The organism is Asanoa siamensis, assembly GCF_016862555.1.
Classification (GTDB): domain Bacteria; phylum Actinomycetota; class Actinomycetes; order Mycobacteriales; family Micromonosporaceae; genus Asanoa; species Asanoa siamensis.
On record NZ_BONE01000098.1, the window covers coordinates 1 to 21,180 of the forward strand.

Consider the following 21,180-nt stretch of genomic DNA (forward strand, 5'->3'; position numbering starts at 1 on the left):
GGCGGGCGGGCCGAGAGCTCCCGCCACTCGAACGGCCCGACGAGGAGGGCGCGCACGCGGTCGTACGCGTCCTCCTCGCTCTCGTATTCGTAGAAGTGGGACACGCCGTCGGCGCCGCCCGCCCGCTGCTCGACGTGCCATGTGTCGCCGCTGGTCCGCAGGTAGACGTCCCGCCGCGCGGCGCGTCCCCACTTCCCGTTCCACCAGTGCTTTCGTTGCTCCATGGTGGGAGAGTATCGAACATACGTTCGACTATCGCGAGGTCGGGGGGTTCTCCTTGCCGAGGGTCTGCTCGAGGGCGGAGCGGTGCTGGCCGGGCACCCGGGCGCCGGCGACGAGGGCGTCACGGATCTCGGTGAGGAGCTTGATCTCTTCGCTGGGTGCGGCGGGCGGGGGCTCCTCGCCGCGGCGGCGGCGCTCGGCCAGCCGGTTCATCGGGTAGACGACGAGGAAGTAGAGCGTGGCCGCGGTCAGCACGAACGTGATCGCGATGTTGATGAACGCCGCCCACTCGAACTTGACCCCGTTGACGTTCCACGTGCCGCCCAACTCACCGCCGCCGCCGGTCAGCTTGATCAGCGGTTCGAGGAACGACTTGGTGAACTGCGTGACGACCGCGGTGAACGCCGCACCGATCACGATGCCGACCGCGAGGTCGACCACGTTTCCGCGCATGATGAAGTCTTTGAAGCCCTTAAGCATGGCTCACCTTATGCCCGCGCGGGAGCCTCCAGGAACCTACCCGCCTCGCGTGCCGCGCGATCGGGATCACCGTCCCGGATCGCCGCGACGATTTGAGCATGATCGATATGGGTGCCGGCCAGCATGGCGGGTCCGACGGCCACCGCGACCGACGCCTTGATCGCCGCCAGGACCGACGCGTAGAGCTCCGCGAGCATCGGGTTGTGCGCCGCGGCCACGACCGCGACGTGCAGGTCGGCGTCGGCCTCGACGAACACGTCGGTGTCGCCGGTGGCCCAGGCCACGTCGCGCGCCGCCAGCGCCGCGTCGAGCCGGGCCAGGTCATCGGGGGTACGCCGGAGCGCCGCCAACCGGGCCGCCTCGACCTCGAGGGCCCGCCGCACCTCGATCGTGTGCCCGACGTCGGCGGCGCCGAACTTGCGGGCGACGACACCGGTGAGCTCGTCGGTCGACCGGACGTAGGTGCCGGAGCCCTGGACACCTTCGAGCACCCCGGCATGGGTCAGCGCCCGGACCGCCTCGCGCACCGTGTTGCGGCCCACGCCGAGGATCTCCACGAGCTGCGGCTCGGTAGGGATTTTGCTGCCGACCGGCCACTCGCCGGCGGCGATCTGCTCGCTGAGCCGCGAGATCACCTGCTGCACCAGCGTCGACCGTGTCCCGAGTGTCATGCGTAACATCACCCCACCATAAATCGTCCCATGATTCTAGTCTGGAGTCCGTGACTGCCACGACCGCCTCCGCGCCCACCGCCGCTCCCCGCCGCATCCTCCTGCTGGTGGTCGGCATCGTGATCGTCGCCGTCAACCTGCGCGCGGTGGTCACCTCGCTCGGCGCCCTGCTCGACGAGGTCCGCGACGGGCTGCACCTGTCGGGCGCCCTCGCCGGCGTGGTCACCACCATCCCCACGATCGCGTTCGCGGTCTTCGGCGCGACCACACCGTGGCTGGTCCGCCGGGTGGCGCCCGCCCGGCTGCTGGTCGCGGCCATGGCGGTGCTGACGCTGGGCCAACTGCTGCGGGTGATCACCGACTCGGCGGCCGCGTTCATCGGGTTCAGCGCGCTGGCCCTAGCGGGCATCGCCGTCTCCAACGTGCTGCTGCCGATGATGGTCAAGCAGCACTTCCCGGACCGTCCGGGCCTGGTCACCGGCGTCTACACGCTGTCGATGTCGGCCGGCGCGGCCGCGGCGGGCGCGGCGGCGGTGCCGGTCGCGCACGCATTCGGCTCGTGGCGGGCCGGGCTCGGGGTGTGGGCGCTGCTCGCCGCCGTGGCGGTGCTCCCGTGGCTGCCGGCCGCCCTGCACCGGGGTCAGCAACTCGCCGTCCGGCGGCCCGGTCACCACCCGGGCGCCCGGATCCGCCCGGCGCGCACCCGGATCGGCTGGGCGCTCGCGGTGTTCTTCGGCATGCAGTCGATCGCCGGGTACGCCACGATGGGCTGGCTGGCGCAACTCTTCCGGGACTCCGGCTTCAGCCCGTCGACCGCGGGCCTCCTGCTGGCCGGCGTCACCCTCTTCGCGCTGCCGTTCGCGCTGCTGATGCCGACCCTGGCGGGCCGGGTCCGCCGGGTGGACCTGCTGATCGTGGGGCTGACGGTGCTTTCCGGAATCTCGTACGCCGGCCTGGCCGTCGCCCCGCACGGCGGCGCGGTGCTCTGGGTCACCCTGATGGGCATCGGGCAGACGGTGTTCCCCGTGAGCCTGGTCGTGATCGGCCTGCGGGCCCGCACGCCGGAGGGGACGGTCGCGCTGTCCGCCTTCGCGCAGAGCGTCGGCTACACGCTGGCGGCGCTCGGACCACTGCTGGTCGGCATCCTGTACGAGGCCACCGGCGGCTGGATCGCGCCGCTCGGCGTGCTGACGGCGGCGCTGGTGGTGCAGGGTGCGGCGGGCGTGCTGATCAGCCGGCCGAGGTACGTGGAGGACGAGGCGCACGCGCCGGGCGCACACGAGCCGGTGGAGGCCGTCGCCCCCACGCCCGCGGCCGTCCTGGCCGAGACGGGCCCGCTGGCCGAGCCCCTCCGCGAAGCGGCCTAGGTGCTAGCCCGCTGCGGGCTCGGAGGCGTCGGCGGCGACGGCCTCGTCGACGGTCTGGTAGGTGTGCAGCACCTCGACCAGGCCGCTGACCTCGAGGATCCGGCGCACCCCGCGCTGCGGGGCGGCGAGCCGGACGACCCCGCCGGCCTCGTCGGTGCCGTTCTTGGCGCGGACGAACACGGACAGCCCGGTGGAGTCGCAGAACGAGACCTCGGTCAGGTCGAAGACCAGCCGGGACAGGCCGCGGTCGAGTAGGTCGGTGATCTGGTCCTGCAGCTGCGGGGCGGTGGCCATGTCCAACTCGCCACCCACCGACACCACGACGACGTCGCCGCGCTGCTCTGTGCCCACCGTCAGGGACATGCTCGACCTCCTGTGTCCGGGGGAACGGTACTCCACCGGACGGTGGGAGGGCAGGCAACCGCCCCGAAGGGCGAACGGCCCGAGGGTCCGCCGCGGCCTGTGCTGTCCAGCGGCGGGCCCTCGGGCCGACTGCGCGGGGTGCCGGTCAGGCAGCCTTGCCGCGCAGGGGAGCGAGCGCCCCGCTCCACTCGACAACCTGGTCCAGGGTCGTGTGCAGCGCGTCGGCCTGGTGCTCGCCCGGCTTGAAGGTGCTGAAGTTCTCGAAGTCGTGGAACAGCGAGAGCATGACCTGCGAGCGGACGTCGGCCAGCTTGAGCTCGCCGGCGACGAGCCGCAGGTTCTCGACCGCGCGGGCGCCGCCGATGGAGCCGTAGCTGACGAAGCCGACGGCCTTGTTGTTCCACTCCGCGAACAGGAAGTCGATCGCGTTCTTCAGGGCGCCAGAGGTGGCGTGGTTGTACTCGGGGGTCACCATCACGAAGCCGTCGAACGAGGCGATCTTCTCCGCCCAGGCCAGGGTGTGCGGCTGGGCGTAGTTGCCCATGCTCGGCAGGCCGATCTCGTCGAGGTGGGGCAGCTTGTAGTCGAGCAGGTCGACAAGCTCGAACTCGGCGTCCGTGCGCTTGCTCGCGTGCTCGTACACCCACTTAGCGACCGCCTCGCCGTTACGGCCGGGACGGGTGCTGCCGAGGATGATTCCGATCTTGATGGTCACGATGCTCAGGTCCTTGCTCGGGGGGAGGACTCACGCTGAGTAAGTCCTTGCTTCGTCAAGCAAACATACGAGCAGTTCCTTGCATGAGCAAGTATCATGGGCGTATGCCTCCGGTCACAGAGCAGAGCGACAAGCCGCTGGACGCCACCGAAGACCGCCTCGTGCGTACGCTCGGTCGCGTCATGATCTTGTTGCCCAAGCTCCTCGACCAGGACCTGCGGGAGCGGGCCAACATCTCGCTGACCGAGTACACGATCCTGATGCACCTCTCGGAGGCACCGCACCAGGCGCTGCGGATGAGCGACCTGGCCGCCCGGAGCGACCTGTCCCTGAGCGGCATGACCCGCGCGGTGGCCCGCCTCGAGTCCGACGGGTTCGTGCTACGGGTCAAGTGCCCCGACGACGGCCGCGGCGCCAACGCGGTGCTCACCCCGGCGGGCCTGCGGCGACTGGAGGACGCGTACCCGACGCATCTCTGGTCGACCCGGCGCCGGATCATCGACCACTTCGCGCACGCCGACGTGCCGGCCATCATCGAGGCCCTCGACAAGATCAGCTGCGGCGGCGAGACGGGCACGCTCTAGTGGCACGATGCTCCGTATGTGTTACGGAGACGATGCCCGCCCGCCGCAGCCGCCGAACCCCGGGCCGGTCGGGTCGCACGGGCCGGTGGTCCTGGAGTCCGGTGACGGCACCTCGTTCGGCGGCTACTTCGCGCATCCCGCCGCCGGCCCGAGCGCGCGCGGGATCGTGATCTTCCCGGACGTCCGCGGGCTGCACGTCTTCTACCAGGAGTTCGCGCGCAGTTTCGCCGCCGCCGGGCTGTCGGCGCTGGCGTTCGACTACTTCGGCCGGACCACGGACCTCGGCTCGTCGCGCGGCGAGGACTTCTCCTACCGGGAACACGTGGACCAACTCGACTTCGACTCCGTACGCGCGGACGGGTCGACCGCGGCGGCGTGGCTGCGCGCGAACGGCAGCGAAACCCTGTTCACGGTCGGCTTCTGCTTCGGCGGCGCGATGTCGTGGCGGCAGGCGGCCGCGGGCGACGACCTGCGCGGCTCGATCGGCTTCTACGGGATCCCGTCGCGGGTCGCGAACGTGACCGACCAGATCGCGTCACCCCTGCAGATCCTCGCCGCGGGCCAGGACTTCACGCCGGTGGCCGAGGTCGAGCAGTTCGCCGACCGGGTCCGCGGGCACGGCGTGGACGTGCGGATGACGGTCTATCCCGACGCCGGCCACAGCTTCTTCGACCGCAACTTCGGCCAGCACCAGGCCGACGTCGAGGACGCCTGGCGCCAGATGCTGAGCTTCATCGACGACAAGGCGTGATTACCCCATAAAAGGGGACTAAAGTACGAAGTCATGGCCCTGCAGACGCGGATGGTGACGTTCGACTGCGCCGACCCGGCCCGCCTGGCCAGCTTCTGGGCAGCCGCGACCGGCCTGCACGAGTCGTGGCGCCACGAGAACGACTTCCTGATCCTGGGCGAGACACCCGGCCTGTGCATGGGCTTCCAACGGGTGCCGGAGCCCAAGACGGTGAAGAACCGCGTCCACCTGGACTGGAGCAGCGACGGCGACGCGGGCGCCGAGATCCAACGCCTTCTCGATCTCGGCGCCACGGTCGTCGACCACCAGAAGATGCCACAGGGCTTCGGCTGGACGGTCCTCGCGGACCCGGACGGCAACGAGTTCTGCGTCGCCACCCCTACCTAGTCGTCATCGTCGTCATCGTCGTCGTCATCGCCGTCGCCACCCGGGCAGGCGGTCAAACTGAGCAGGCCGGCCGTGCCGCCGGCGATGGCGAAGGTGCGCCCGAAGAAGGCCCGCCGGCTCATCCCGCCCTCAGCGCGCGCCTCGCCACTCACGTCGTTTCGAAGCTCGTCCATGCCGGCATGATGGCATCGTCCCGGCCTACCGGGAAGCCTTTGTCGCCTTCCACGGCCGGCGGTTGACAGCCACGCCGCACTCCGCCAGGAAGGCCCGGTCCTCGTCGCCGAAATGCGGCCCGTCCTTGAGCCGCACGTCCCGACGGATGGTCGACGCCACCACGATGCCGACGCGCCGTCGTCATTCGTCGCCGAGGAGGCCGCGGATGACGATGGCGCTCAGGGCGTCCGCGAGGGTGTCGCGGTCCAGGTCGGCCACCGGCGCCGCGGCGGGGTCCAGGCGGTCCACGATCGCGCTCTGGCTGACGGCGATCGCCGGGCCGACGATCGCGAAATACAGGACGTGCGTCGGTACGTTCGGCACCCGGCCCGCCGCGATCAGGGCCGCGATCGTCGGCTCGATGCTGTCCCAGAACGGCTGGATGAAACCCCGGTGCAGATAGTCCAGGCGTTCCGAGTCGCGGGCCGACTCGTCGGCGACCAGCCGGCTGATCTGGGTCTCGTGGGCGGCCAGGCGGAACAGCTGCTGGATCACCCGGCGCAGGCGCTCGGCGTCGTCCGCGGTCTCCACCACCAGCGCGTCGCGGTCGGCCTGCACGCCGGCGAACGCGAAATCCACCGCCGCGCGCCAGAAGGCCATCTTCGAGCCGTACCGGTCGTGGATGAAGTTGTGGCTCACGCCGAGTCGCCTGGCCAGCTCGCGCATGGTCGTCGCCTCATAACCGAGCTCGGCGAACGTGTCGACGCCCCGCCGCAGGATCTCGCTCTCGTCGAGGCCGACGGACGAATTCTTGGGCCGCGCGGTCATCGTTCGAGTCTCCCCCATCACGGCTGGTCAATTGGATCAGGCGCCGGTTAGTCTCTCGCCCAAGGAGCACTGGGGCGAGCAATGTGGAGGTTGCGGTGAACGACGACGTGTCCACGTCGGACAGCGAATCGGTGGCCAAGCTCGACACCGGCGTACCGCACTCCGCGCGACTCTGGAACTACTGGCTGGGCGGCAAGGACAACTTCGCCGTCGACCGCGCGGTGGCCGACCAGATCCTGGAGATGGTGCCGGAGATGGTCGGGTCGGCGCGCGCCGACCGCGCGTACCTGGGTCGGGTCGTCCGGCACCTCGCCGGCAACGAGAAGATCCGGCAGTTCCTCGACGTCGGCACCGGCATCCCGACGGCCAACAACACGCACGAGGTCGCCCAGCGCGTCGCGCCCAGCAGCCGCATCGTCTACGTCGACAACGACCCGATGGTGCTGGTGCACGCCCGCGCGCTGCTGACCAGCCACCCCGAGGGAAAGACCGACTACCTCCAGGCCGACCTGCGCGAGCCCGAGGAGATCGTCGAGGGTGCCAGGCGGACGCTCGACTTCGACCAGCCGATCGCCGTCACGATGCTCGGCATCCTCAACTTCGTGCCCGACGACGACGAGGCCGCCGACCTCGTGCGGCGCCTGGTCGACGCGATCCCGTCGGGCAGCTACGTCGCGATCTCCCACCCGACCACCGAGGTCAACGGCGCGGTCATGACCGAGGCGCTGCGCCTGTGGAACGAGGGCCCGGCGGCCAAGATGGTGCTCCGCAGCGCCGACCAGGTCGCCCGCCTCTTCGGCGATCTGGAGATGGTCGAGCCCGGCGTGGTCACCTGCTCGCAGTGGCACCCGGACCCGGACACGTCGACCGAGCAGGTCCCCCACTACGGCGGCGTCGGCCGCAAGCGCTGATCAGCTGACCCACGGGCGGAGGGCGACGTCGGTCGCCTTCCGCACCGCGGCCTGCACGGCGACCGGATCGTCCAGCCGCTCCAGGTCACCGAGCAACACCTGCAGCGCGGCGGTGACCGCGCCCACGAACGCGCCCGTGAGCGCCGCCGCGCCGACCTCGTCGAGTTGGTCCGGGAACGCGGCCGCCAGGTGCCGCGCGATCTCCCGCTGCGCCTCCGTCTGGATCTGCAGCGCGCGCCCCCGTACGGCCGGAATCTCTCGGATGAAGCGCAGCCGCAGCGCGGCCAGCCGACCTCCGAGGTCGTCGCTGTCGTCACCGACCCGCTGGAGCGCCCGCAGCAGCACGTCGGCCGGCCGCTCGCCGGGCTTCCGGTCGGCGATCGCCTCGACCGCGGCCCGCACCCGGGCGTCGCTCTCCGGGAAGAGCACCTCCTCCTTGGTCGGGAAGTAGCTGAAGAAGGTGCGGGTGCCGATCTCCGCCGCCGCCGCGATGTCGGCCACCGTCGTCTCGTCGTAGCCGTCGCGCTCGAACAGCGTCGTGGCCGCCGCCACCAGCGCCTGGCGGGTGCGGACGCGTTTGCGGTCCCGGAGCGACGACATGCCCGGCAGCCTATCGCACCAAATGCAAAACTGCACTCGTTGCAGACTTGCAGCGGGTGCGGATACCGTCGATCCATGACCGCTGTGTTGATCTCGGGTGCCGGTGTCGCCGGGCCCACGCTCGCCTACTGGCTCGCCCGCTACGGCTTCGGCGTCACGATCGTGGAGCGCGGCGCGGGCCCGCACTCCAGCGGCAACCCCGTCGACGTGCGCGGGCCGGCCTGGGCGGTCGCCGAGCGCATGGGCATCGTCGGCCGGTTGCGGGCCGCGGCGACCCGGGCCACCGCCATGCGGCTGGTCGACGCCGAGGGGCGGTCGGTGGCCCGCATCCCCATGCCCGCGACCCGCGGCGACGAGGTCGAGGTGCCCCGCGGCGACCTGGCCGCCGTGCTCCTCGATGCCGCCCGCGACGACGCCGAGGTGATCTGGAACGACACGATCACCGCGCTGGCACCGGATGCCGGCGGCGTCGACGTCAGCTTCGAGCGGGCCGCGCCGCGCCGGTTCGACCAGGTGGTCGGCGCCGACGGGCTGCACTCGACGGTGCGGCGACTGGCGTTCGGGCCGGAGCGGGACTTCGTCGGCCACCTCGGCCTGCACGTGGCGACGCTGCCGCTCGGCACCGACGAGGGCACCGACGTCCTGTTGCACAACACGCCCGGCCGGCTCGTGTCGATCCATCCGGCCCGCGGTGCGGCGCTCGCGTTCATCTTCCGGTCCGCGCCCGTGCCCGGCTTCGACCACCGCGACCAGACCCGCCACAAAGAGATCGTGACGAGGGCGTACGCGGGCAGCCGCTGGCGGGTCCCGGAACTGCTCGACCGGTTGGCCGGCGCCGACGACCTGTACTTCGACGCCGTCAGCGAGGTCCGGCTCGACTCCTGGTCGCGCGGCCGGATAGGCCTGCTCGGCGACGCCGCGTCCTGCGTGTCACTGTTCGGCGACGGCTCCTCGCTGGCGATGGCCGGCGCCGAGACGCTGGCGGCCGCACTGGCGGCGGACCCCGACCGCGGCTTCGCCCGCTACGAGGCCGCGCACCGCCGCCTGGTCGACCCGAAGCACCACCGGGTCACCCGCACGGCGGGGCTGCTGGTGCCGAAGACCCGGCTGGGGCTGGGCGCCCGCGACCTGGCCGCGCGCGGGCTCGCGGCCTGCCGCTGACGCGCGCCCCACCGGTCACGGTCGTCGCTGGAGATCCACATAACAGGTACGGGGGCGCGGGGCCGACGTAACGTGAAAACGTGCTCACCAGAGACGTGATTTCCAGTGAAGACCTCGCCGAGATCCGGCGCACCGCGCTCGGCGACGCCGATCCGCTCGGCGTCGCCGCCGACCTCGCCGAGGCCGTGGACGAGGGCCGCCTGGCCAACCCGGAGGACGCCGGCTACGCGCTCAGCCTCGCCACCGAGATCGCCGAGGTCCGGTCGCGGCTCGGCGCCGCCCTGCAGTACGCGGACCGGGCCGTCGCGGCCTATCCCGAGGAGGACGCCCCCGGTGCCGGGTTCGCCCGGGCGCTGCGGGCGCGGGTCCTGTTCCGGCTCGGTCGCGACGACGAGGCGCTGGCCGCGATCACCCCGCTGCGCCCGCTGCTGACGGAGGAGCCCGACGCGGCCGTCTACATCAGCGCGGCGCTGGACGCCGGCCGGCAGACCGCCACCGCCGAGGAATGGCTCAGCGCGGCCGTCGACACCATGCTCGAGGCCCGCGGCGAGTCCGCCGAGGAGGTCGGCCCCGCCGAGGCGCCCGGCGTGCTCTTCTTCCTGCTGCAGCAGCGCCACCGGGTCCGCCGCGACCTGAACCTGCCGCACGACCGCCAGGACGACCTGGCCGACCGGCTCGAGGCGCGGCTCACCCGGGAGACCCCGCACGACCACGCCGAGTCCGACCTGGTCTTCTTCCCGAAGCCTGAGTTCGACCGCCTGCCGGCTGGCCTGGCCGAGGTGTACGGCGCCGACTGGGACGAGCACCGGGCGAGGCTGGAGAAGGCCCTGGTCCACCGGGCCGAGGAAGGCGCCGCCGGGCTGGGCGTCCTGCGTGCCACGGTCGACGGCCTCACCTCCAACGGCGACCCGACCGACGCCGGCGTCCGCGGCCGGTACGCGAACCAGCTCGCCGACCTGCCCAACACGCACGTCGCCTGGCCGCCGGAGCGCAACGCGGCCTGCTGGTGCGGGTCGGGCCTCAAGTACAAGAAGGACTGCCTGCCGCGGTCGCGGGCCTAAGTTCTAGGCGCGGGCCGGCTCCGCCAGCGCGCCGATCATCCCGGCGGTGACCAGCGCGAGAAACGCGTCGGCCACCGCCGGGTCGAACTGGGTGCCCCGGCCCCGCTCGATCTCCACGCGCGCCTCGTCGACCGTCAACGTCGGCGCGAACGGGCGGTCGGCCAGCATCGCCGCCCAGGCGTCGGTCACCGCGATCACCCGCGCCTCGATGGGGATCTGGGCGCCGGCCAGGCCGCGCGGGTAGCCGGTGCCGTCGAACCACTCGTGGTGGGCGGCCGCCACGGCCGCGAGGTCGGGCCGGCCGCCCAACTCGGTCAGCAGGCGGGCGCTCTCGTCGGGATGCCGGCGCAGGTCCTCCCACTCGCGCGCGGTCAGCGGCAACGCCTTGCGCAGCACCGAGTCCGCGACCATGACCTTGCCTATGTCGTGCAGCCGGCCGGCCGCACCGACGCGCCGCAGGGCGGCCATGTCGAGGCCGAGGCGCTCCGCGACCAGCAACGACCACCGCGAGACCGCGGTGCTGTGCTCGTGCACGCTGATCTGCGCGTCGATCCGGTCAGCCAGCCAGACGAGACCGATCGGCAGGTCCGGGTCGGCGTAGACCGGGTCGACCAGCATCCCGGCCGCGACGACCCGGTTCCGGCCGGTGGCCTTGGCCCGGTACAGCGCCGAGTCCGCCTCGTTGACGAGACCGTCGGGATCGTCCAGCGAGTGGCCGCCTCGGGTGCCCGCGGTGGCGACGCCGAGCGACGAGGTCAGCTTCACGCTGCGCCCTTGGCCGACGGCAACCTCCAGGCGGCCGATCGACTGCCGGATCTGCTCGGCGATCTCGATCGCCACCTCCTCGTCGACACCGGGCAGCAGACAGCCGAACTCCTCGCCGCCGTAGCGGGCGACGATGTCGGCGGCGCGCACCGAGCCGCGGATCCGGTCGGCGATCTGGGCCAGCACGGTGTCACCGGCCGGGTGGCCGTACCCGTCGTTGACCTTCTTGAACTCGTCGAGGTCGAGCAGGATCACGCTCAGCGGGGAGTCGGCCCGGTCGGCCCGCTCGGCCTCGATCCGGAGCATCTCCTGGAAGAACCGACGGTTGTAGACACCGGTCAGGCCGTCGGTGATGGCCAGGCGTTCCTGCTCCCGCAGCGCGGCCCGGAGTTGGGTGGCCAAGCGGGTGCGGTCGCGGATGATCAGCAACTGCCGGGCCAGCACGCCGGCGAACAGCGCGAGGAGTATCGCCAGGGTCCCGCCGGTGATCGGCCCCCCGTCGAGCCGGTCGGCGAGGATCAGGCCCGCCGCCGACATGGCGGCGATGACCAGCGGCACGGCGGTCAGGTCCCGGACGCGGTCACGCTGCCGGGTCTCCGGCTCCGGCCGGCGGATCGCGGCGACCGCGCCGAGGCCGAGCAGCACCGCCTCGACCTGCCAGCCGATGTTGATCCAGTTGCTGTCGATGTTCTGCTTCGCGATCGTGTACGCGTACACGGCGTCGGTCACGCCGGCGACCGCGAAGCCGGCGCCGACGAGCCCGGCCCAGGCCGGCAGGCGGTGGCGCCCGGCCAGCCCGACGGCGGCGAGCAGGGTGACGGTGGCCACGCCGAAGAGTGGGTACGCGAACGCCACGGCGTCGGCCAACCGCGGCGCATGCGGCAGCGACGGCGCGATCGCGACCTGCCAGCCGATCGTGCCGACGCCCAGGGCCAGCAGACCGGCGTCCAGCAGCCCGCGGATGTGCCGCAGGTGGCCGCTGCTCCCGATGGCGACGAGGATCGCCGGGACGGCCAGCACGTACGAGGACAGGTAGAAGAAGTCGGCGACGGACACGGCCGGCGGGCCGCGCTGGAACACATAGGTGTAGAAGACCCAGATCACCTCGCCGATCAGCCACAGCAGGTTGGAGACGGCGAACAGGACCCAGGCGATCCGGGTGCGGCCGCTGGTCTTCCAGGCGGCGGCGAAGGAGAGGCCCACGGCCACCACGATCGGCACGAGGTACGGCAGGTCGACGATCGCGGTCGACGGGTGGATCTGGGCGATCACCAGCAGGACGACGAAGGCCGCCAGCCAGCCGGCGCCGATGCCGACGGCCCACCGCATCGCCCGGTCACGCCGGACGAAGGGGAGCAGTGGCACGGCATCCGACACCTAGGGTTCCTCCCGGATCACAAGGTGTTACGGGTCGCCTGCCAGTTAACGCCTCACCGTCTGTGCCGGACAGGGGTACGCGGCGTGAAGCGGACCACGGGCCGGTCAGCGTGTGATCGCGAACATGTAGCAGCCATGGGCCACGTTGCGGCTGTGGATCCGGTCGACCTCGGGGTCGGCCAGCATCGCCGCGATCTCGCCCTCGGGATCGGTGCCGTCGTGCACCCGGGTGGCGGGGTGGATCCTGCCGCGCTGGTCATAGGCGCGCAGCACCTGACGCCGGCCCCGGAAGTCGGCCGGATAGCCGGCCGCCGGTGGCGTGGGACACACCGTGGCATGGGCGAAGACCGGGCCGATCTCCCGGTACGGGCTGGCCGGCAGTTCCGGCTCGTACCCGAAGAGGATCAGGTCCTCGGCCGGCCGGGCGTCACGCAGGCAGCAGCGCAGCGGCTCGCCGCCGGTGGCCACGACCCGTTCGACGGGGTGGTCGGAGACGTCGCGCCCGCTCTCGCGTACGCGCTCCAGGGTCTGGGGTGAGATCGCGTGGATCTGGAAGCTCATGAGACCCAAGTCTTCGGCCCGGCCGGGCGGAAAGCTGGCGGCTTCCGGACGCGGGGCTCGCCAGCCGTGCGACACGCCGCCAAGGCACGGCTGGCGAGCGTTGATCACGGTACGCCGTCAACCTGGGTCACTGGCCGGCCGTGTGGGCGACGATCGCCGGCAGCACGATCGGCCAGACCTGGCGCGGTGGGTGCTCGTGGCCGACGCCGGGCAGCGGCACGAGGCGGGCGCCCGGGATCTCGCGGGCCAGCGCCTCGCCGTGCGGCAGCGGGAACATCGGGTCCTCGGTGCCGTGCAGCACCAGGGTCGGCACGGCGATGTCGGCCAGGCCGCCGGGCAGGGGCGGGCCGTCGCCGGTGAGAATCCAGTGGTTGGTCTGGCTGGCGGCGAAGTCGGCGGTCCGGTCGTACGCCCGCGTCGCCAGCTCGCGGGTCTCCGCCGGGTTCGTCGTCACCGACCCGCCGAAGGTGGCCAGGTCGGCCACCAGCCGGTCGATCGCGGCGGTGCGATCGGTCCAGTCCGGCTGCGGCTGATCGCCGCTGTCGCTGAACATCGCCTGGATGCGGTCGGCCGGCGGCGGCAGGGGCGGTGCCCCCTTGGGTCGCGGTGCCGCGGCGCTGGTCGCCATCAACGTGATCGACGCGACCCGGTCGGGATGCCGCAGGGCCAGTTCCTGCGAGATGCCCGCACCCATCGAGACGCCGACCAGGTGCACCCGGTCGATGCCGAGGCCGTCGAGCAGCGCGATCACGTCGGTGGTCAGCTCGACCCCCGTGTAGCCGGGCTGCCCGGCCGGGTAGCTGGTCGAGCGGCCGGTGTCACGGTGGTCGTAGCGGACGACGAACCGGCCCGGCTCGGCCAGCGCGGCACAGAACTCGGCCGGCCAGAAGTCCATCGAGCTCGCGGCTCCGGCGATCAGCAGGATCGCCGGGTCGCCGGGCGCGCCGAACGTCTCGGCGCAGAGCGTGGCGTCGCCGACCGCGACCAGTTGCTCGGTCATGGCCGCCTCACTTGGGCTCGTAGCCGAGGTTCGGGCGGAGCAGCCGTTCGGCGTCGGCGACCGGGATGCCCTGCCGCTGCGCGTACTCCCGGACCTGGTCCTCGCCGATCCGGCCGACCGCGAAGTAGCGCGCCGCCGGGTTCGCGAACAGCAGGGCGCTGACGCTGGCCGCCGGGAGCATCGCGTAGTTCTCGGTCAGGGACATGCCGACCGAGCCCGCGTCGAGCAGGTCGAACTCCGTGCGCTTGTGGCTGTGGTCGGGGCTGGCCGGGTAGCCGAACGCCGGCCGGATGCCGCGGAACCGCTCGTGGTGCAGGTCGTCGAGGGCCGGGTCGGCGTCGGGCTCGTACCACTCGCGCCGGGCCTTGAGGTGCACCCACTCCGCGAACGCCTCGGCCAGCCGGTCGGCGACCGCCTTGACCAGGATCGCCTTGTAGTCGTCCTGCTGGGCCTCGTATTGGGCGGCCAGCTCCTCGGCGCCCTGGATCGAGACGGCGAAGCCGCCCAGGTGGTCGCCCTCGGGCGCCACGTAGTCAGCGAGGCAGCGGGCCGGCTTCGAGTCCTGCCGCTGCTGCCGGAGCATCGGGAAGCGAACGCCGCTGTCGAGCACGATGTCGTCGCCCTCGCTGTGGGCCGGCCAGAAGCCGTAGACGCCGCGGGCCTGCAGCAGGCCCTCGGCCTCGATCCGGTCGAGCAGCGCCTGGGCCTCGTCGTAGAGCTCGCGGGCGACCGGCTCGTCGAGGATGGCCGGGTAGGTGCCCTTGAGCTCCCAGGCGATGAAGAAGAACCGCCAGTCGATCATCTCGCGCAGCGTACGGATGTCGGGCGTCACCTGCCGCAGGCCTGTGAACTCCGGCGTCGGCAGGTCGGTGAAGTCGACGACCTCGCGGTTGGCGCGGGCGGTCGCGAGCGGCACCAGCGGGCGCTTCTCGCGGTCGGCGTGCTGGTCCCGCAGCCGCTGCTGCTCGGTGCGGTTCGCGGTGTCGAACTCCTCGACCCGGTCGGGGTCGAGCAGCCCGGTCAGCACGCCGGCGACCCGGGAGGCGTCCTGGACGTGCACGGTCGAGCCGGTGTAGGCGGGCGCGACCCGGACCGCGGTGTGCTGGCGCGAGGTGGTCGCGCCGCCGACCAGCAGCGGCACCGTCATGCCCCGGCGCTCCATCTCGGCGGCCACCGAGACCATCTCGTCCAGCGACGGGGTGATCAGCCCCGACAGCCCGATCACGTCGGCGCCGACGGCCTCCGCGGTGTCGAGGATCGTCGCCGCCGGCACCATCACGCCGAGGTCGACGACATCGTAGTTGTTGCAGCCGAGCACCACGCCGACGATGTTCTTGCCGATGTCGTGCACGTCGCCCTTGACCGTGGCCATCACGACGGTGCCCCGACCCTTGCCGGTGGTCTCGTCGTCGGTCTCGCTCTCGGCCGCCGCCATCTTCTCGGCCTGGAGGTAGGGCTCGAGGTAGGCGACCGCGCGCTTCATCGCCCGGGCGCTCTTCACCACCTGCGGCAGGAACATCTTGCCGGCCCCGAACAGGTCGCCGACGACCTTCATGCCGCCCATCAGCGGGCCCTCGATCACGTCGAGCGAGCGGGCCGCCTGCCGCCGGGCCTCCTCGGTGTCGACCTCGATGAAGTCGACGATGCCGTGCACCAGGGCGTGCGCGAGGCGGTCCTCGACGGAGGCCTCGCGCCACGACAGGTCGACGACCCGCTTGGTGCCCGAGCCGGTGACCGTCGCGGCGAACGTGACCAGCCGGTCGGTGGCGTCGGGGCGGCGGTTGAAGATGACGTCCTCGACGAGCTCCAGCAGGTCGGCCGGGATGTCCTGGTAGACCGCGAGCTGGCCGGCGTTGACGATGCCCATGTCGAGCCCGGCGCGGACGGCGTGGAACAGGAACGCCGAGTGCATCGCCTCACGGACGACGTCGTTGCCGCGGAACGAGAACGACAGGTTGGAGATGCCGCCGCTCGTGTGGGCGCCCGGACAGCGCTCCTTGATCCGGGGCAGCGCCTCGATGAACGCCTTCGCGTAGTCGTTGTGCTCGTCGATGCCCGTGGCGACGGCCAGCACGTTGGGGTCGAAGACGATGTCCTCGGCGGGGAAGCCCACCTCTCGCGTCAGCAGGTCGTACGCCCGGCCGCAGATCTCGACCTTGCGGTCGGCGGTGTCGGCCTGGCCCTGCTCGTCGAAGGCCATCACCACGACGCCGGCGCCGTAGTCGCGGATCCGGCGGGCGTGCGCGAGGAACTCGGCCTCGCCCTCCTTGAGGCTGATCGAGTTGACCACGCCCTTGCCCTGCACGCACTTGAGGCCGGCCTCCAGCACCTCCCAGCGGGAGCTGTCGACCATGATCGGGATGCGGGCGACCTCGGGCTCGGTGGCGATCAGGTTGAGGAACGTCGTCATCGCCTTGGCGCCGTCGAGCAGATCGGCGTCCATGTTCACGTCGAGCAGGTTGGCGCCGCCGCGGACCTGGTCGAGCGCCACGTCGACCGCACCCTGGTGGTCGCCGCCCTCGATCAGCCGGCGGAACTTGGCCGAGCCGGTGACGTTGGTGCGCTCGCCGATGACGACGAAGCCCGTGTCGGGGCCGATCTCGAACGGCTCGAGGCCGCTGAACCGGGACCGGGTCTCGGGAGTCGCCAGGACGCGGCGGTCCACGCCGCGGACGGCCGCCGCGATCTGCTCGATGTGCGCCGGCGTGGTGCCGCAGCAGCCACCGACGACGTTGACCAGGCCGGCGCCGGCGAACTCACCGAGCGCGCCGGCAGTCACGTCGGGCGTCTCGTCGTAGCCACCGAACGCGTTGGGCAGGCCCGCGTTGGGGTGGATGCTCACGTAGGTGGGTGCGACCCGCGCCAACTCGGCCACGTAGGGGCGCAACTGGTGCGCACCGAGCGAACAGTTGACGCCGACGACCAGCGGCCGCGCGTGGGCGATCGCGTTCCAGAACGCCTCGACCGTCTGGCCGGACAGCGTCCGGGCGCTCTGGTCGACGAACAGTGAGATCCACAAGGGAACGTCCGGCGCGACCTCGCGGGCGGCGACGACGGCCGCCTTCGCGTTGAGCGTGTCGAAGATCGTCTCGATCAGGAACAGGTCGACGCCACCCTCGGCGAGCGCCGAGAGCTGCTCGACGTAGGCGGCCTTGACCTGGTCGAAGACCACGGCCCGGTAGGCGGGGTCGTCGACCTTCGGCGACAGCGAGAGGGTCACGTTGAGCGGCCCGACCGAGCCCGCGACGAACTTGCCGCCGGCCTCGTCGGCCGCCTGCCGGGCCAGCCGGGCACCGGCCAGGTTCATCTCGCGTACGTAGGCCTCGAGGCCGTAGTCGGCCTGGCCGATGCTGGTCGCGGTGAACGTGTTGGTGGTGGTGATGTCGGCGCCCGCGGCGAGGTAGCGCCGGTGCACGTCGAGGATCAGGTCCGGCCGCGTCAGGTTGAGCACGTCCGGGTCGCCGGTGACGTCGTGCGTGTGCGCGGTGAACCGGTCGCCGCGGTAGTCGGCCGGGGTCAGATTCTCGGCCTGGAGCATCGTGCCCCACGCGCCGTCGAGGACCATGATCCGGCTGTCCAGGGCTTCCCGAAGGGCCGCCACCCGGCTGGGCACATCGATCATCGCCGTATCTCCTCCGGTCGCTGACCGCCCCTCATCGGGCTGGAACCCGATCGCAAGAGCGACCGTCGAGAATACCCGGATCGGGTGGACCACGGCGGCCAGGCGACCGGATTGTGAGCGGGCTATCGCGCCAAACGCGCCAGAAGTCCGGAGGCTCCCGCGATGCCCACCGCCGTGGCGGCGACGAGCACGCCGAAGCAGAGCGGCAGCCGGGCCGGCGTGCCGATCAGCAGACCGCGCAACGCCTCGACCTGATAGCTCAGTGGATTGACGTGGTTGATCACCTGCAGCCAGCCGGGCATCAGCTCGACGGGATAGAGCGCGTTCGAGGCGAAGAAGAGCGGCATCATGATCGCCTGGCCGATGCCCATCATCCGGTCCCGGGACAGCACGAGGCCGGCGATGGTGACCGACAGACAGCAGAAGAACGCGGCGCCGAGCAGGACCACGGCGATCACGCCGAGGAGTCGCAACGGGTTGACGGTGAACCGCACGCCGAGCAACTCGGCTATCGCGTAGACGACGACCGCCTGGGCGAGGCCGCGTACGCCCGCCGCGAAGGCCTTGCCCGTGACCAGCGCGGCCCGCGGCGTCGGGGTCACCATGAGCTTGGCCAGCACGCCGGCGTCCCGTTCCCAGATGATCTGGATGCCGTAGAAGATCGACACGAAAAGCACCGACTGGGCGAGCACGCCGGGCGCCAGGAAGTCGAGGTAGGGCACGCCACCGGTCGGGATCACGTGCAGCTTGGTGAACGTCGTGCCGAAGATGACGAGCCAGAGCGCCGGTTGTACGGCCCTGGTGATGAGCTCGCTGCGGTCGTGCGACAGCTTCTGGATCTCGACGACGCAGAGCGCGACGACCCGCGAGAGGATCAGCCGCGGCCCCAGCCGCCGGTCGGCCTCAGCCCAGCCGGCCGGCGGTGCGGCGAGTGGCACGGACATCGCGCAGTCCCTTCTGTTCCTCGTCCTGCTCGCCGGCGGCGTACGCCCGGAAGACGTCCTCGAGGGTGCCGCCCTTGATCTCGTCGATCAGGGCCCGCGGGGTGCCGAGCTTGCCCAGCCGGCCGCGGTGCATGAGGCCGACCCGGTCGCAGGACTGCTCGGCCTCTTCCATGTAATGGGTCGTGAGCAGCACGGTCATGCCGGTCTCGGCCCGGACGGCGGCGATCCGCTCCCAGACACTGCCGCGGGCGATCGGGTCGAGCCCGATCGTCGGCTCGTCGAGGATCAACAGTTGCGGCGAGCTGACCAGGGCCTGGGCGAGCTCGAGGCGCCGGATCATGCCGCCGGAGTAGGTCTTCGCCAGTCGTCGCGCCGCCTCGGTGAGCCCCATCATCTCCAGGGCCTCGTCGACTTTGGCCTTGCGCTGCCGGCGCGGCACGTCGAAGAGCCGCGCGAAGAGCGACACGTTCTCGACGCCGGAGAGCGAGCCGTCGGCGGAGAGTTGTTGTGGCACGTAGCCGATCAGCCGGCGCACGGCCATCCTGCGCTTCGCGACGTCGAGACCGAAGACCTCGATCACACCGGTTGGTACGGGCAGCAGGGCGGTGATCGCCCGGATGGTCGTGGTCTTCCCGGCGCCGTTGGGCCCGAGCAGCCCGAAGATCTCGCCGGGCCGGACGGTCAGGTCGACGCCGTCGACGGCCTTGGTCTCGCCGAACTGGTAGTGCAGGTCGCGTACTTCCACGGCGTTCATGCGTCCCTCCCCGGCGGCTCGGCGACGTCCCGGCGGACCTGTTCGAGGACCCGCTTGAGCGCGGGCAGCGCGTTGGCGATGGCGTCCTGGTCGGCGGGGGTCGCCCGGTCGAGGGCCTGACCGAGCAGAGCGGCGCGGGCGGCGCGCCAGGCGGCGATCCGCTCGTGGGCCTTGGCGGTCAGGGTCAGCCTGGCGGCCCGGCGGTCGGCCGGGTCGGGGTCGCGGTGCAGGAGGCCGGCCTCGACGAGCTGGTTGACCAGGGTGCTGACGGAGTTGCCGGCCAGGTCGAGCGCCTGGGCGGCGGCCGCGATCCCGATGCCGGGTTGGTTGGCGACCACGAAGAGCAACTCGCGCTGCGCCTCGGGCAGCCGGGGTCGGGCGACGGCCTCGGCGGTGCGGCGCCGCGAGAGGCGGCGCAGGGCAGCCGTGATGGACATCAACTCGCCGAGCACCTCCGCGCTCCTGGTCATCTCCCCACATTACCTCTGTGGCAGAGGTAATTGGGCGGGGAGCCGCACACGCTGTCCGTTGTATGCCCTAGAGCGAAGTTACGGTTGGGCGGAAGGCGAGAATGGGGGTTCTCGTGCGCATCACGATTGCCGACACGCACACCGACGGCGTGACGGTGGTGAAGCTGGCAGGCGAGCTGGGCGCGGACACCGCGGCCCACCTCGCGACGGCGATCGAGGAAATCCTCGACCGCCCGACCCACCGCATCGTCATCGACCTGACCCTGCTCGGCTTCTGCGACTCGATAGGCCTCTCGACGTTCGTCGACGCCCACCAGCGGTGCGCGGCCAATGGGGGCTTTCTGGCCTTGGCGGCCCCGTCGCCCTTTATGCACAAGCTGCTGAAGGTGGTGGGCTTGACCCGCCAGGTCCCGGCCTACGCGACGGTGGCGTCAGCGTGCGCGGGCACGGAAGAAGGCCGCCTCCGCTAGCCGGCCACCCGGCACCCGGCATTCGGCACTCGGTGGACATACACGAGAGGGCAGGCCACGACCCGTGCCGGGCCTCAACCTCCGGCTGCGACCAGGTCCACCCGCCGCCTGCGCACCCTTATGGGGATTTTTCGCATCTACCCGACTATGTTTGGGGTAACTATGGGATGAGGTGGGTCGCATGAGTCGGTCCGTTTCCACCAAGGGTTCGCTACCCGACGAGATGCGCCGTACTAAGATCAGCTTCTCGTGGATCATCCTGTTGGTCGGTGTGGTTCTGCTGGCCTTCCTCTTGGTCTTCGTGCTGCAGAACCTGGCCAGCGTGCGCATCCACTTCCTGACCGCGGACTTCACGATGCCGCTCGGCGTGGGCCTGTTGCTCGCCGCCATCGGTGGTGCGTTGATCGCCGCGGTGCCGTTCTCCGCGCGGATTCTGCAACTGCGCCGGGCCACCCGTAAGGAACACCGCTGGGGACCCAGCTAACTTAGCTGTATGGCGAAGGTTCTCTACACGGCCGAGGGCCCATGTGGCCGGCGGCCGGCAGCACGGTCATGGCCGTACCTCCGACGGCGCCCTCGAAGTCGATCTCCGTACCCCGGTCGAGCTCGGCGGTGAGGGCGGCGGCACCAACCCGGAGCAGCTCTTCGCGGTCGGCTACGCCGCGTGTTTCGAGTCGGCGCTGGCCGGCGTCGCCCGCCGCGCCCGCACGGACGCCGGAGACGCGGCCATCGACGCCCGGGTCAGTCTGCTGCCGACGGGCACCGGCGGCTACACGCTGGCGGTCGAGCTCGACGTCACGCTTCCCTCGATCACGGACGAGACCCAGGCCCGTGACCTGGTACGCGCGGCGCACGAGCACTGCCCCTACTCGAACGCCACCCGGGGCAACATCGAGGTCACCCTGACCGCCAACGGCAAACCGGTCGACTAGCCGCAGACCGCCGCGCAGACCGCCGCGAGGG

The 21,180-nt window shown here is 71.5% G+C and carries 25 protein-coding genes; 10 read left to right on the forward strand and 15 right to left on the reverse strand.

The window, feature by feature from the left end; genetic code table 11:
• The 3 genes from Asi02nite_RS35895 to Asi02nite_RS35905 form a co-directional block, all read right to left on the reverse strand.
• Positions 1-224: hypothetical protein (locus tag Asi02nite_RS35895; protein WP_203718500.1), on the reverse strand; the 224-nt coding region annotated here is incomplete at its 3' end.
• Positions 225-252: 28 nt separating this feature from the next.
• Positions 253-702: a large conductance mechanosensitive channel protein MscL gene (gene mscL / locus Asi02nite_RS35900; RefSeq protein ID WP_203718501.1), complete on the reverse strand. Its 450-nt coding sequence runs from the start codon at positions 700-702 to the stop codon at positions 253-255.
• A gap of 8 nt (positions 703-710) precedes the next feature.
• On the reverse strand, positions 711-1,373 hold the full coding sequence (locus tag Asi02nite_RS35905; protein ID WP_203718502.1) for a FadR/GntR family transcriptional regulator: 663 nt from the start codon (positions 1,371-1,373) through the stop codon (positions 711-713).
• A 50-nt stretch (positions 1,374-1,423) separates the two neighbouring features.
• On the opposite strand from Asi02nite_RS35905, the gene Asi02nite_RS35910 reads away from it, so the two are divergent.
• Positions 1,424-2,740 (forward strand): CynX/NimT family MFS transporter, encoded by a 1,317-nt coding sequence (locus tag Asi02nite_RS35910; RefSeq protein WP_239127507.1) that lies wholly within the window; start codon positions 1,424-1,426, stop codon positions 2,738-2,740.
• A gap of 3 nt (positions 2,741-2,743) precedes the next feature.
• Here the strand turns inward: Asi02nite_RS35910 and Asi02nite_RS35915 are convergent, their stop codons facing one another.
• Together Asi02nite_RS35915 and Asi02nite_RS35920 are read right to left on the reverse strand one after the other, a co-directional pair.
• Positions 2,744-3,103, reverse strand: a complete 360-nt coding sequence (locus Asi02nite_RS35915; RefSeq protein ID WP_203718503.1) for an STAS domain-containing protein — start codon at positions 3,101-3,103, stop codon at positions 2,744-2,746.
• A gap of 145 nt (positions 3,104-3,248) precedes the next feature.
• Positions 3,249-3,812: an NADPH-dependent FMN reductase gene (locus tag Asi02nite_RS35920; protein ID WP_203718528.1), complete on the reverse strand. Its 564-nt coding sequence runs from the start codon at positions 3,810-3,812 to the stop codon at positions 3,249-3,251.
• Between the two features lie 110 nt (positions 3,813-3,922).
• On the opposite strand from Asi02nite_RS35920, the gene Asi02nite_RS35925 reads away from it, so the two are divergent.
• The 3 genes from Asi02nite_RS35925 to Asi02nite_RS35935 are packed head-to-tail and all read left to right on the forward strand — an operon-like array spanning position 3,923 to position 5,540.
• A complete protein-coding gene (locus tag Asi02nite_RS35925; RefSeq protein WP_203718504.1) occupies positions 3,923-4,402 on the forward strand; it encodes a MarR family winged helix-turn-helix transcriptional regulator in 480 nt (159 codons plus the stop codon).
• A gap of 16 nt (positions 4,403-4,418) precedes the next feature.
• The gene (locus tag Asi02nite_RS35930; protein WP_203718505.1) at positions 4,419-5,153 is read left to right on the forward strand and encodes a dienelactone hydrolase family protein; all 735 of its coding nucleotides are present in this window, start codon (positions 4,419-4,421) and stop codon (positions 5,151-5,153) included.
• Positions 5,154-5,186: 33 nt separating this feature from the next.
• Complete coding sequence (locus Asi02nite_RS35935; RefSeq protein WP_203718506.1) at positions 5,187-5,540, forward strand: VOC family protein; 354 nt, start codon at positions 5,187-5,189, stop codon at positions 5,538-5,540.
• Here Asi02nite_RS35935 and Asi02nite_RS35940 read toward each other — a convergent pair.
• Both Asi02nite_RS35940 and Asi02nite_RS35945 read right to left on the reverse strand, forming a co-directional pair.
• Positions 5,537-5,713: a hypothetical protein gene (locus Asi02nite_RS35940; RefSeq protein ID WP_203718507.1), complete on the reverse strand. Its 177-nt coding sequence runs from the start codon at positions 5,711-5,713 to the stop codon at positions 5,537-5,539. The genes Asi02nite_RS35935 and Asi02nite_RS35940 overlap by 4 nt on opposite strands.
• 181 nt (positions 5,714-5,894) lie before the next feature.
• The gene (locus Asi02nite_RS35945) at positions 5,895-6,521 is read right to left on the reverse strand and encodes a TetR/AcrR family transcriptional regulator (protein WP_203718508.1); all 627 of its coding nucleotides are present in this window, start codon (positions 6,519-6,521) and stop codon (positions 5,895-5,897) included.
• A 95-nt stretch (positions 6,522-6,616) separates the two neighbouring features.
• Here Asi02nite_RS35945 and Asi02nite_RS35950 point away from each other — a divergent pair, with 95 nt between their 5' ends.
• Positions 6,617-7,432, forward strand: a complete 816-nt coding sequence (locus tag Asi02nite_RS35950; RefSeq protein WP_239127509.1) for an SAM-dependent methyltransferase — start codon at positions 6,617-6,619, stop codon at positions 7,430-7,432.
• On the opposite strand, the gene Asi02nite_RS35955 is transcribed toward Asi02nite_RS35950, so the two are convergent.
• Positions 7,433-8,032: a TetR family transcriptional regulator gene (locus tag Asi02nite_RS35955; protein WP_203718510.1), complete on the reverse strand. Its 600-nt coding sequence runs from the start codon at positions 8,030-8,032 to the stop codon at positions 7,433-7,435.
• A gap of 75 nt (positions 8,033-8,107) precedes the next feature.
• Between Asi02nite_RS35955 and Asi02nite_RS35960 the strand changes: the two genes are divergently transcribed.
• Entirely contained in the window at positions 8,108-9,193 is a 1,086-nt protein-coding gene (locus Asi02nite_RS35960; protein ID WP_203718511.1) for an FAD-dependent monooxygenase, read from the forward strand.
• 80 nt (positions 9,194-9,273) lie between these two features.
• Positions 9,274-10,254 (forward strand): SEC-C domain-containing protein, encoded by a 981-nt coding sequence (locus tag Asi02nite_RS35965; protein ID WP_203718512.1) that lies wholly within the window; start codon positions 9,274-9,276, stop codon positions 10,252-10,254.
• Between the two features lie 3 nt (positions 10,255-10,257).
• On the opposite strand, the gene Asi02nite_RS35970 is transcribed toward Asi02nite_RS35965, so the two are convergent.
• From Asi02nite_RS35970 to Asi02nite_RS36000, 7 genes are all read right to left on the reverse strand, one after another.
• A complete protein-coding gene (locus Asi02nite_RS35970; RefSeq protein ID WP_203718513.1) occupies positions 10,258-12,384 on the reverse strand; it encodes a bifunctional diguanylate cyclase/phosphohydrolase in 2,127 nt (708 codons plus the stop codon).
• Between the two features lie 117 nt (positions 12,385-12,501).
• Positions 12,502-12,957, reverse strand: a complete 456-nt coding sequence (locus tag Asi02nite_RS35975) for a DUF1203 domain-containing protein (RefSeq protein ID WP_203718514.1) — start codon at positions 12,955-12,957, stop codon at positions 12,502-12,504.
• A gap of 127 nt (positions 12,958-13,084) precedes the next feature.
• Positions 13,085-13,957, reverse strand: a complete 873-nt coding sequence (locus Asi02nite_RS35980; RefSeq protein WP_203718515.1) for an alpha/beta fold hydrolase — start codon at positions 13,955-13,957, stop codon at positions 13,085-13,087.
• Positions 13,958-13,964: 7 nt separating this feature from the next.
• Positions 13,965-17,579: a methionine synthase gene (gene metH / locus Asi02nite_RS35985; protein WP_203718516.1), complete on the reverse strand. Its 3,615-nt coding sequence runs from the start codon at positions 17,577-17,579 to the stop codon at positions 13,965-13,967.
• Between the two features lie 122 nt (positions 17,580-17,701).
• Positions 17,702-18,523, reverse strand: coding sequence for an ABC transporter permease (locus Asi02nite_RS35990; RefSeq protein WP_203718517.1), 822 nt, complete (start codon positions 18,521-18,523; stop codon positions 17,702-17,704).
• Positions 18,483-19,277, reverse strand: coding sequence for an ABC transporter ATP-binding protein (locus Asi02nite_RS35995; RefSeq protein WP_203718518.1), 795 nt, complete (start codon positions 19,275-19,277; stop codon positions 18,483-18,485). The genes Asi02nite_RS35990 and Asi02nite_RS35995 overlap by 41 nt, the downstream gene beginning before the upstream one ends.
• A complete protein-coding gene (locus Asi02nite_RS36000) occupies positions 19,274-19,747 on the reverse strand; it encodes a MarR family winged helix-turn-helix transcriptional regulator (RefSeq protein WP_203718519.1) in 474 nt (157 codons plus the stop codon). The genes Asi02nite_RS35995 and Asi02nite_RS36000 overlap by 4 nt, the downstream gene beginning before the upstream one ends.
• A gap of 101 nt (positions 19,748-19,848) precedes the next feature.
• Between Asi02nite_RS36000 and Asi02nite_RS36005 the strand changes: the two genes are divergently transcribed.
• The 3 genes from Asi02nite_RS36005 to Asi02nite_RS36015 all read left to right on the forward strand — a co-directional run bounded on the left by Asi02nite_RS36005 (position 19,849) and on the right by Asi02nite_RS36015 (position 21,149).
• On the forward strand, positions 19,849-20,217 hold the full coding sequence (locus Asi02nite_RS36005; RefSeq protein ID WP_203718520.1) for an STAS domain-containing protein: 369 nt from the start codon (positions 19,849-19,851) through the stop codon (positions 20,215-20,217).
• Between the two features lie 181 nt (positions 20,218-20,398).
• Positions 20,399-20,701 (forward strand): lipopolysaccharide assembly protein LapA domain-containing protein, encoded by a 303-nt coding sequence (locus Asi02nite_RS36010; protein WP_203718521.1) that lies wholly within the window; start codon positions 20,399-20,401, stop codon positions 20,699-20,701.
• A gap of 43 nt (positions 20,702-20,744) precedes the next feature.
• Entirely contained in the window at positions 20,745-21,149 is a 405-nt protein-coding gene (locus Asi02nite_RS36015) for an organic hydroperoxide resistance protein (RefSeq protein WP_203718522.1), read from the forward strand.
• Positions 21,150-21,180 lie beyond the last annotated feature (31 nt).

Coding starts and splice junctions, on each gene's coding strand:
- Asi02nite_RS35905 (WP_203718502.1), bottom strand. CDS start 1,373: ATGACACTCGGGACACGGTCGACGCTGGTGCAGCAGGTGATCTCGCGG.
- mscL (WP_203718501.1), bottom strand. CDS start 702: ATGCTTAAGGGCTTCAAAGACTTCATCATGCGCGGAAACGTGGTCGAC.
- Asi02nite_RS35930 (WP_203718505.1), top strand. CDS start 4,419: ATGTGTTACGGAGACGATGCCCGCCCGCCGCAGCCGCCGAACCCCGGG.
- Asi02nite_RS35955 (WP_203718510.1), bottom strand. CDS start 8,032: ATGTCGTCGCTCCGGGACCGCAAACGCGTCCGCACCCGCCAGGCGCTG.
- Asi02nite_RS35990 (WP_203718517.1), bottom strand. CDS start 18,523: ATGTCCGTGCCACTCGCCGCACCGCCGGCCGGCTGGGCTGAGGCCGAC.
- Asi02nite_RS35940 (WP_203718507.1), bottom strand. CDS start 5,713: ATGGACGAGCTTCGAAACGACGTGAGTGGCGAGGCGCGCGCTGAGGGC.
- Asi02nite_RS35960 (WP_203718511.1), top strand. CDS start 8,108: ATGACCGCTGTGTTGATCTCGGGTGCCGGTGTCGCCGGGCCCACGCTC.
- Asi02nite_RS36000 (WP_203718519.1), bottom strand. CDS start 19,747: ATGACCAGGAGCGCGGAGGTGCTCGGCGAGTTGATGTCCATCACGGCT.
- Asi02nite_RS35915 (WP_203718503.1), bottom strand. CDS start 3,103: ATGTCCCTGACGGTGGGCACAGAGCAGCGCGGCGACGTCGTCGTGGTG.
- metH (WP_203718516.1), bottom strand. CDS start 17,579: ATGATCGATGTGCCCAGCCGGGTGGCGGCCCTTCGGGAAGCCCTGGAC.
- Asi02nite_RS35995 (WP_203718518.1), bottom strand. CDS start 19,277: ATGAACGCCGTGGAAGTACGCGACCTGCACTACCAGTTCGGCGAGACC.
- Asi02nite_RS35935 (WP_203718506.1), top strand. CDS start 5,187: ATGGCCCTGCAGACGCGGATGGTGACGTTCGACTGCGCCGACCCGGCC.
- Asi02nite_RS35975 (WP_203718514.1), bottom strand. CDS start 12,957: ATGAGCTTCCAGATCCACGCGATCTCACCCCAGACCCTGGAGCGCGTA.
- Asi02nite_RS35945 (WP_203718508.1), bottom strand. CDS start 6,521: ATGACCGCGCGGCCCAAGAATTCGTCCGTCGGCCTCGACGAGAGCGAG.
- Asi02nite_RS35925 (WP_203718504.1), top strand. CDS start 3,923: ATGCCTCCGGTCACAGAGCAGAGCGACAAGCCGCTGGACGCCACCGAA.
- Asi02nite_RS36005 (WP_203718520.1), top strand. CDS start 19,849: ATGGGGGTTCTCGTGCGCATCACGATTGCCGACACGCACACCGACGGC.
- Asi02nite_RS36010 (WP_203718521.1), top strand. CDS start 20,399: ATGAGTCGGTCCGTTTCCACCAAGGGTTCGCTACCCGACGAGATGCGC.
- Asi02nite_RS35980 (WP_203718515.1), bottom strand. CDS start 13,957: ATGACCGAGCAACTGGTCGCGGTCGGCGACGCCACGCTCTGCGCCGAG.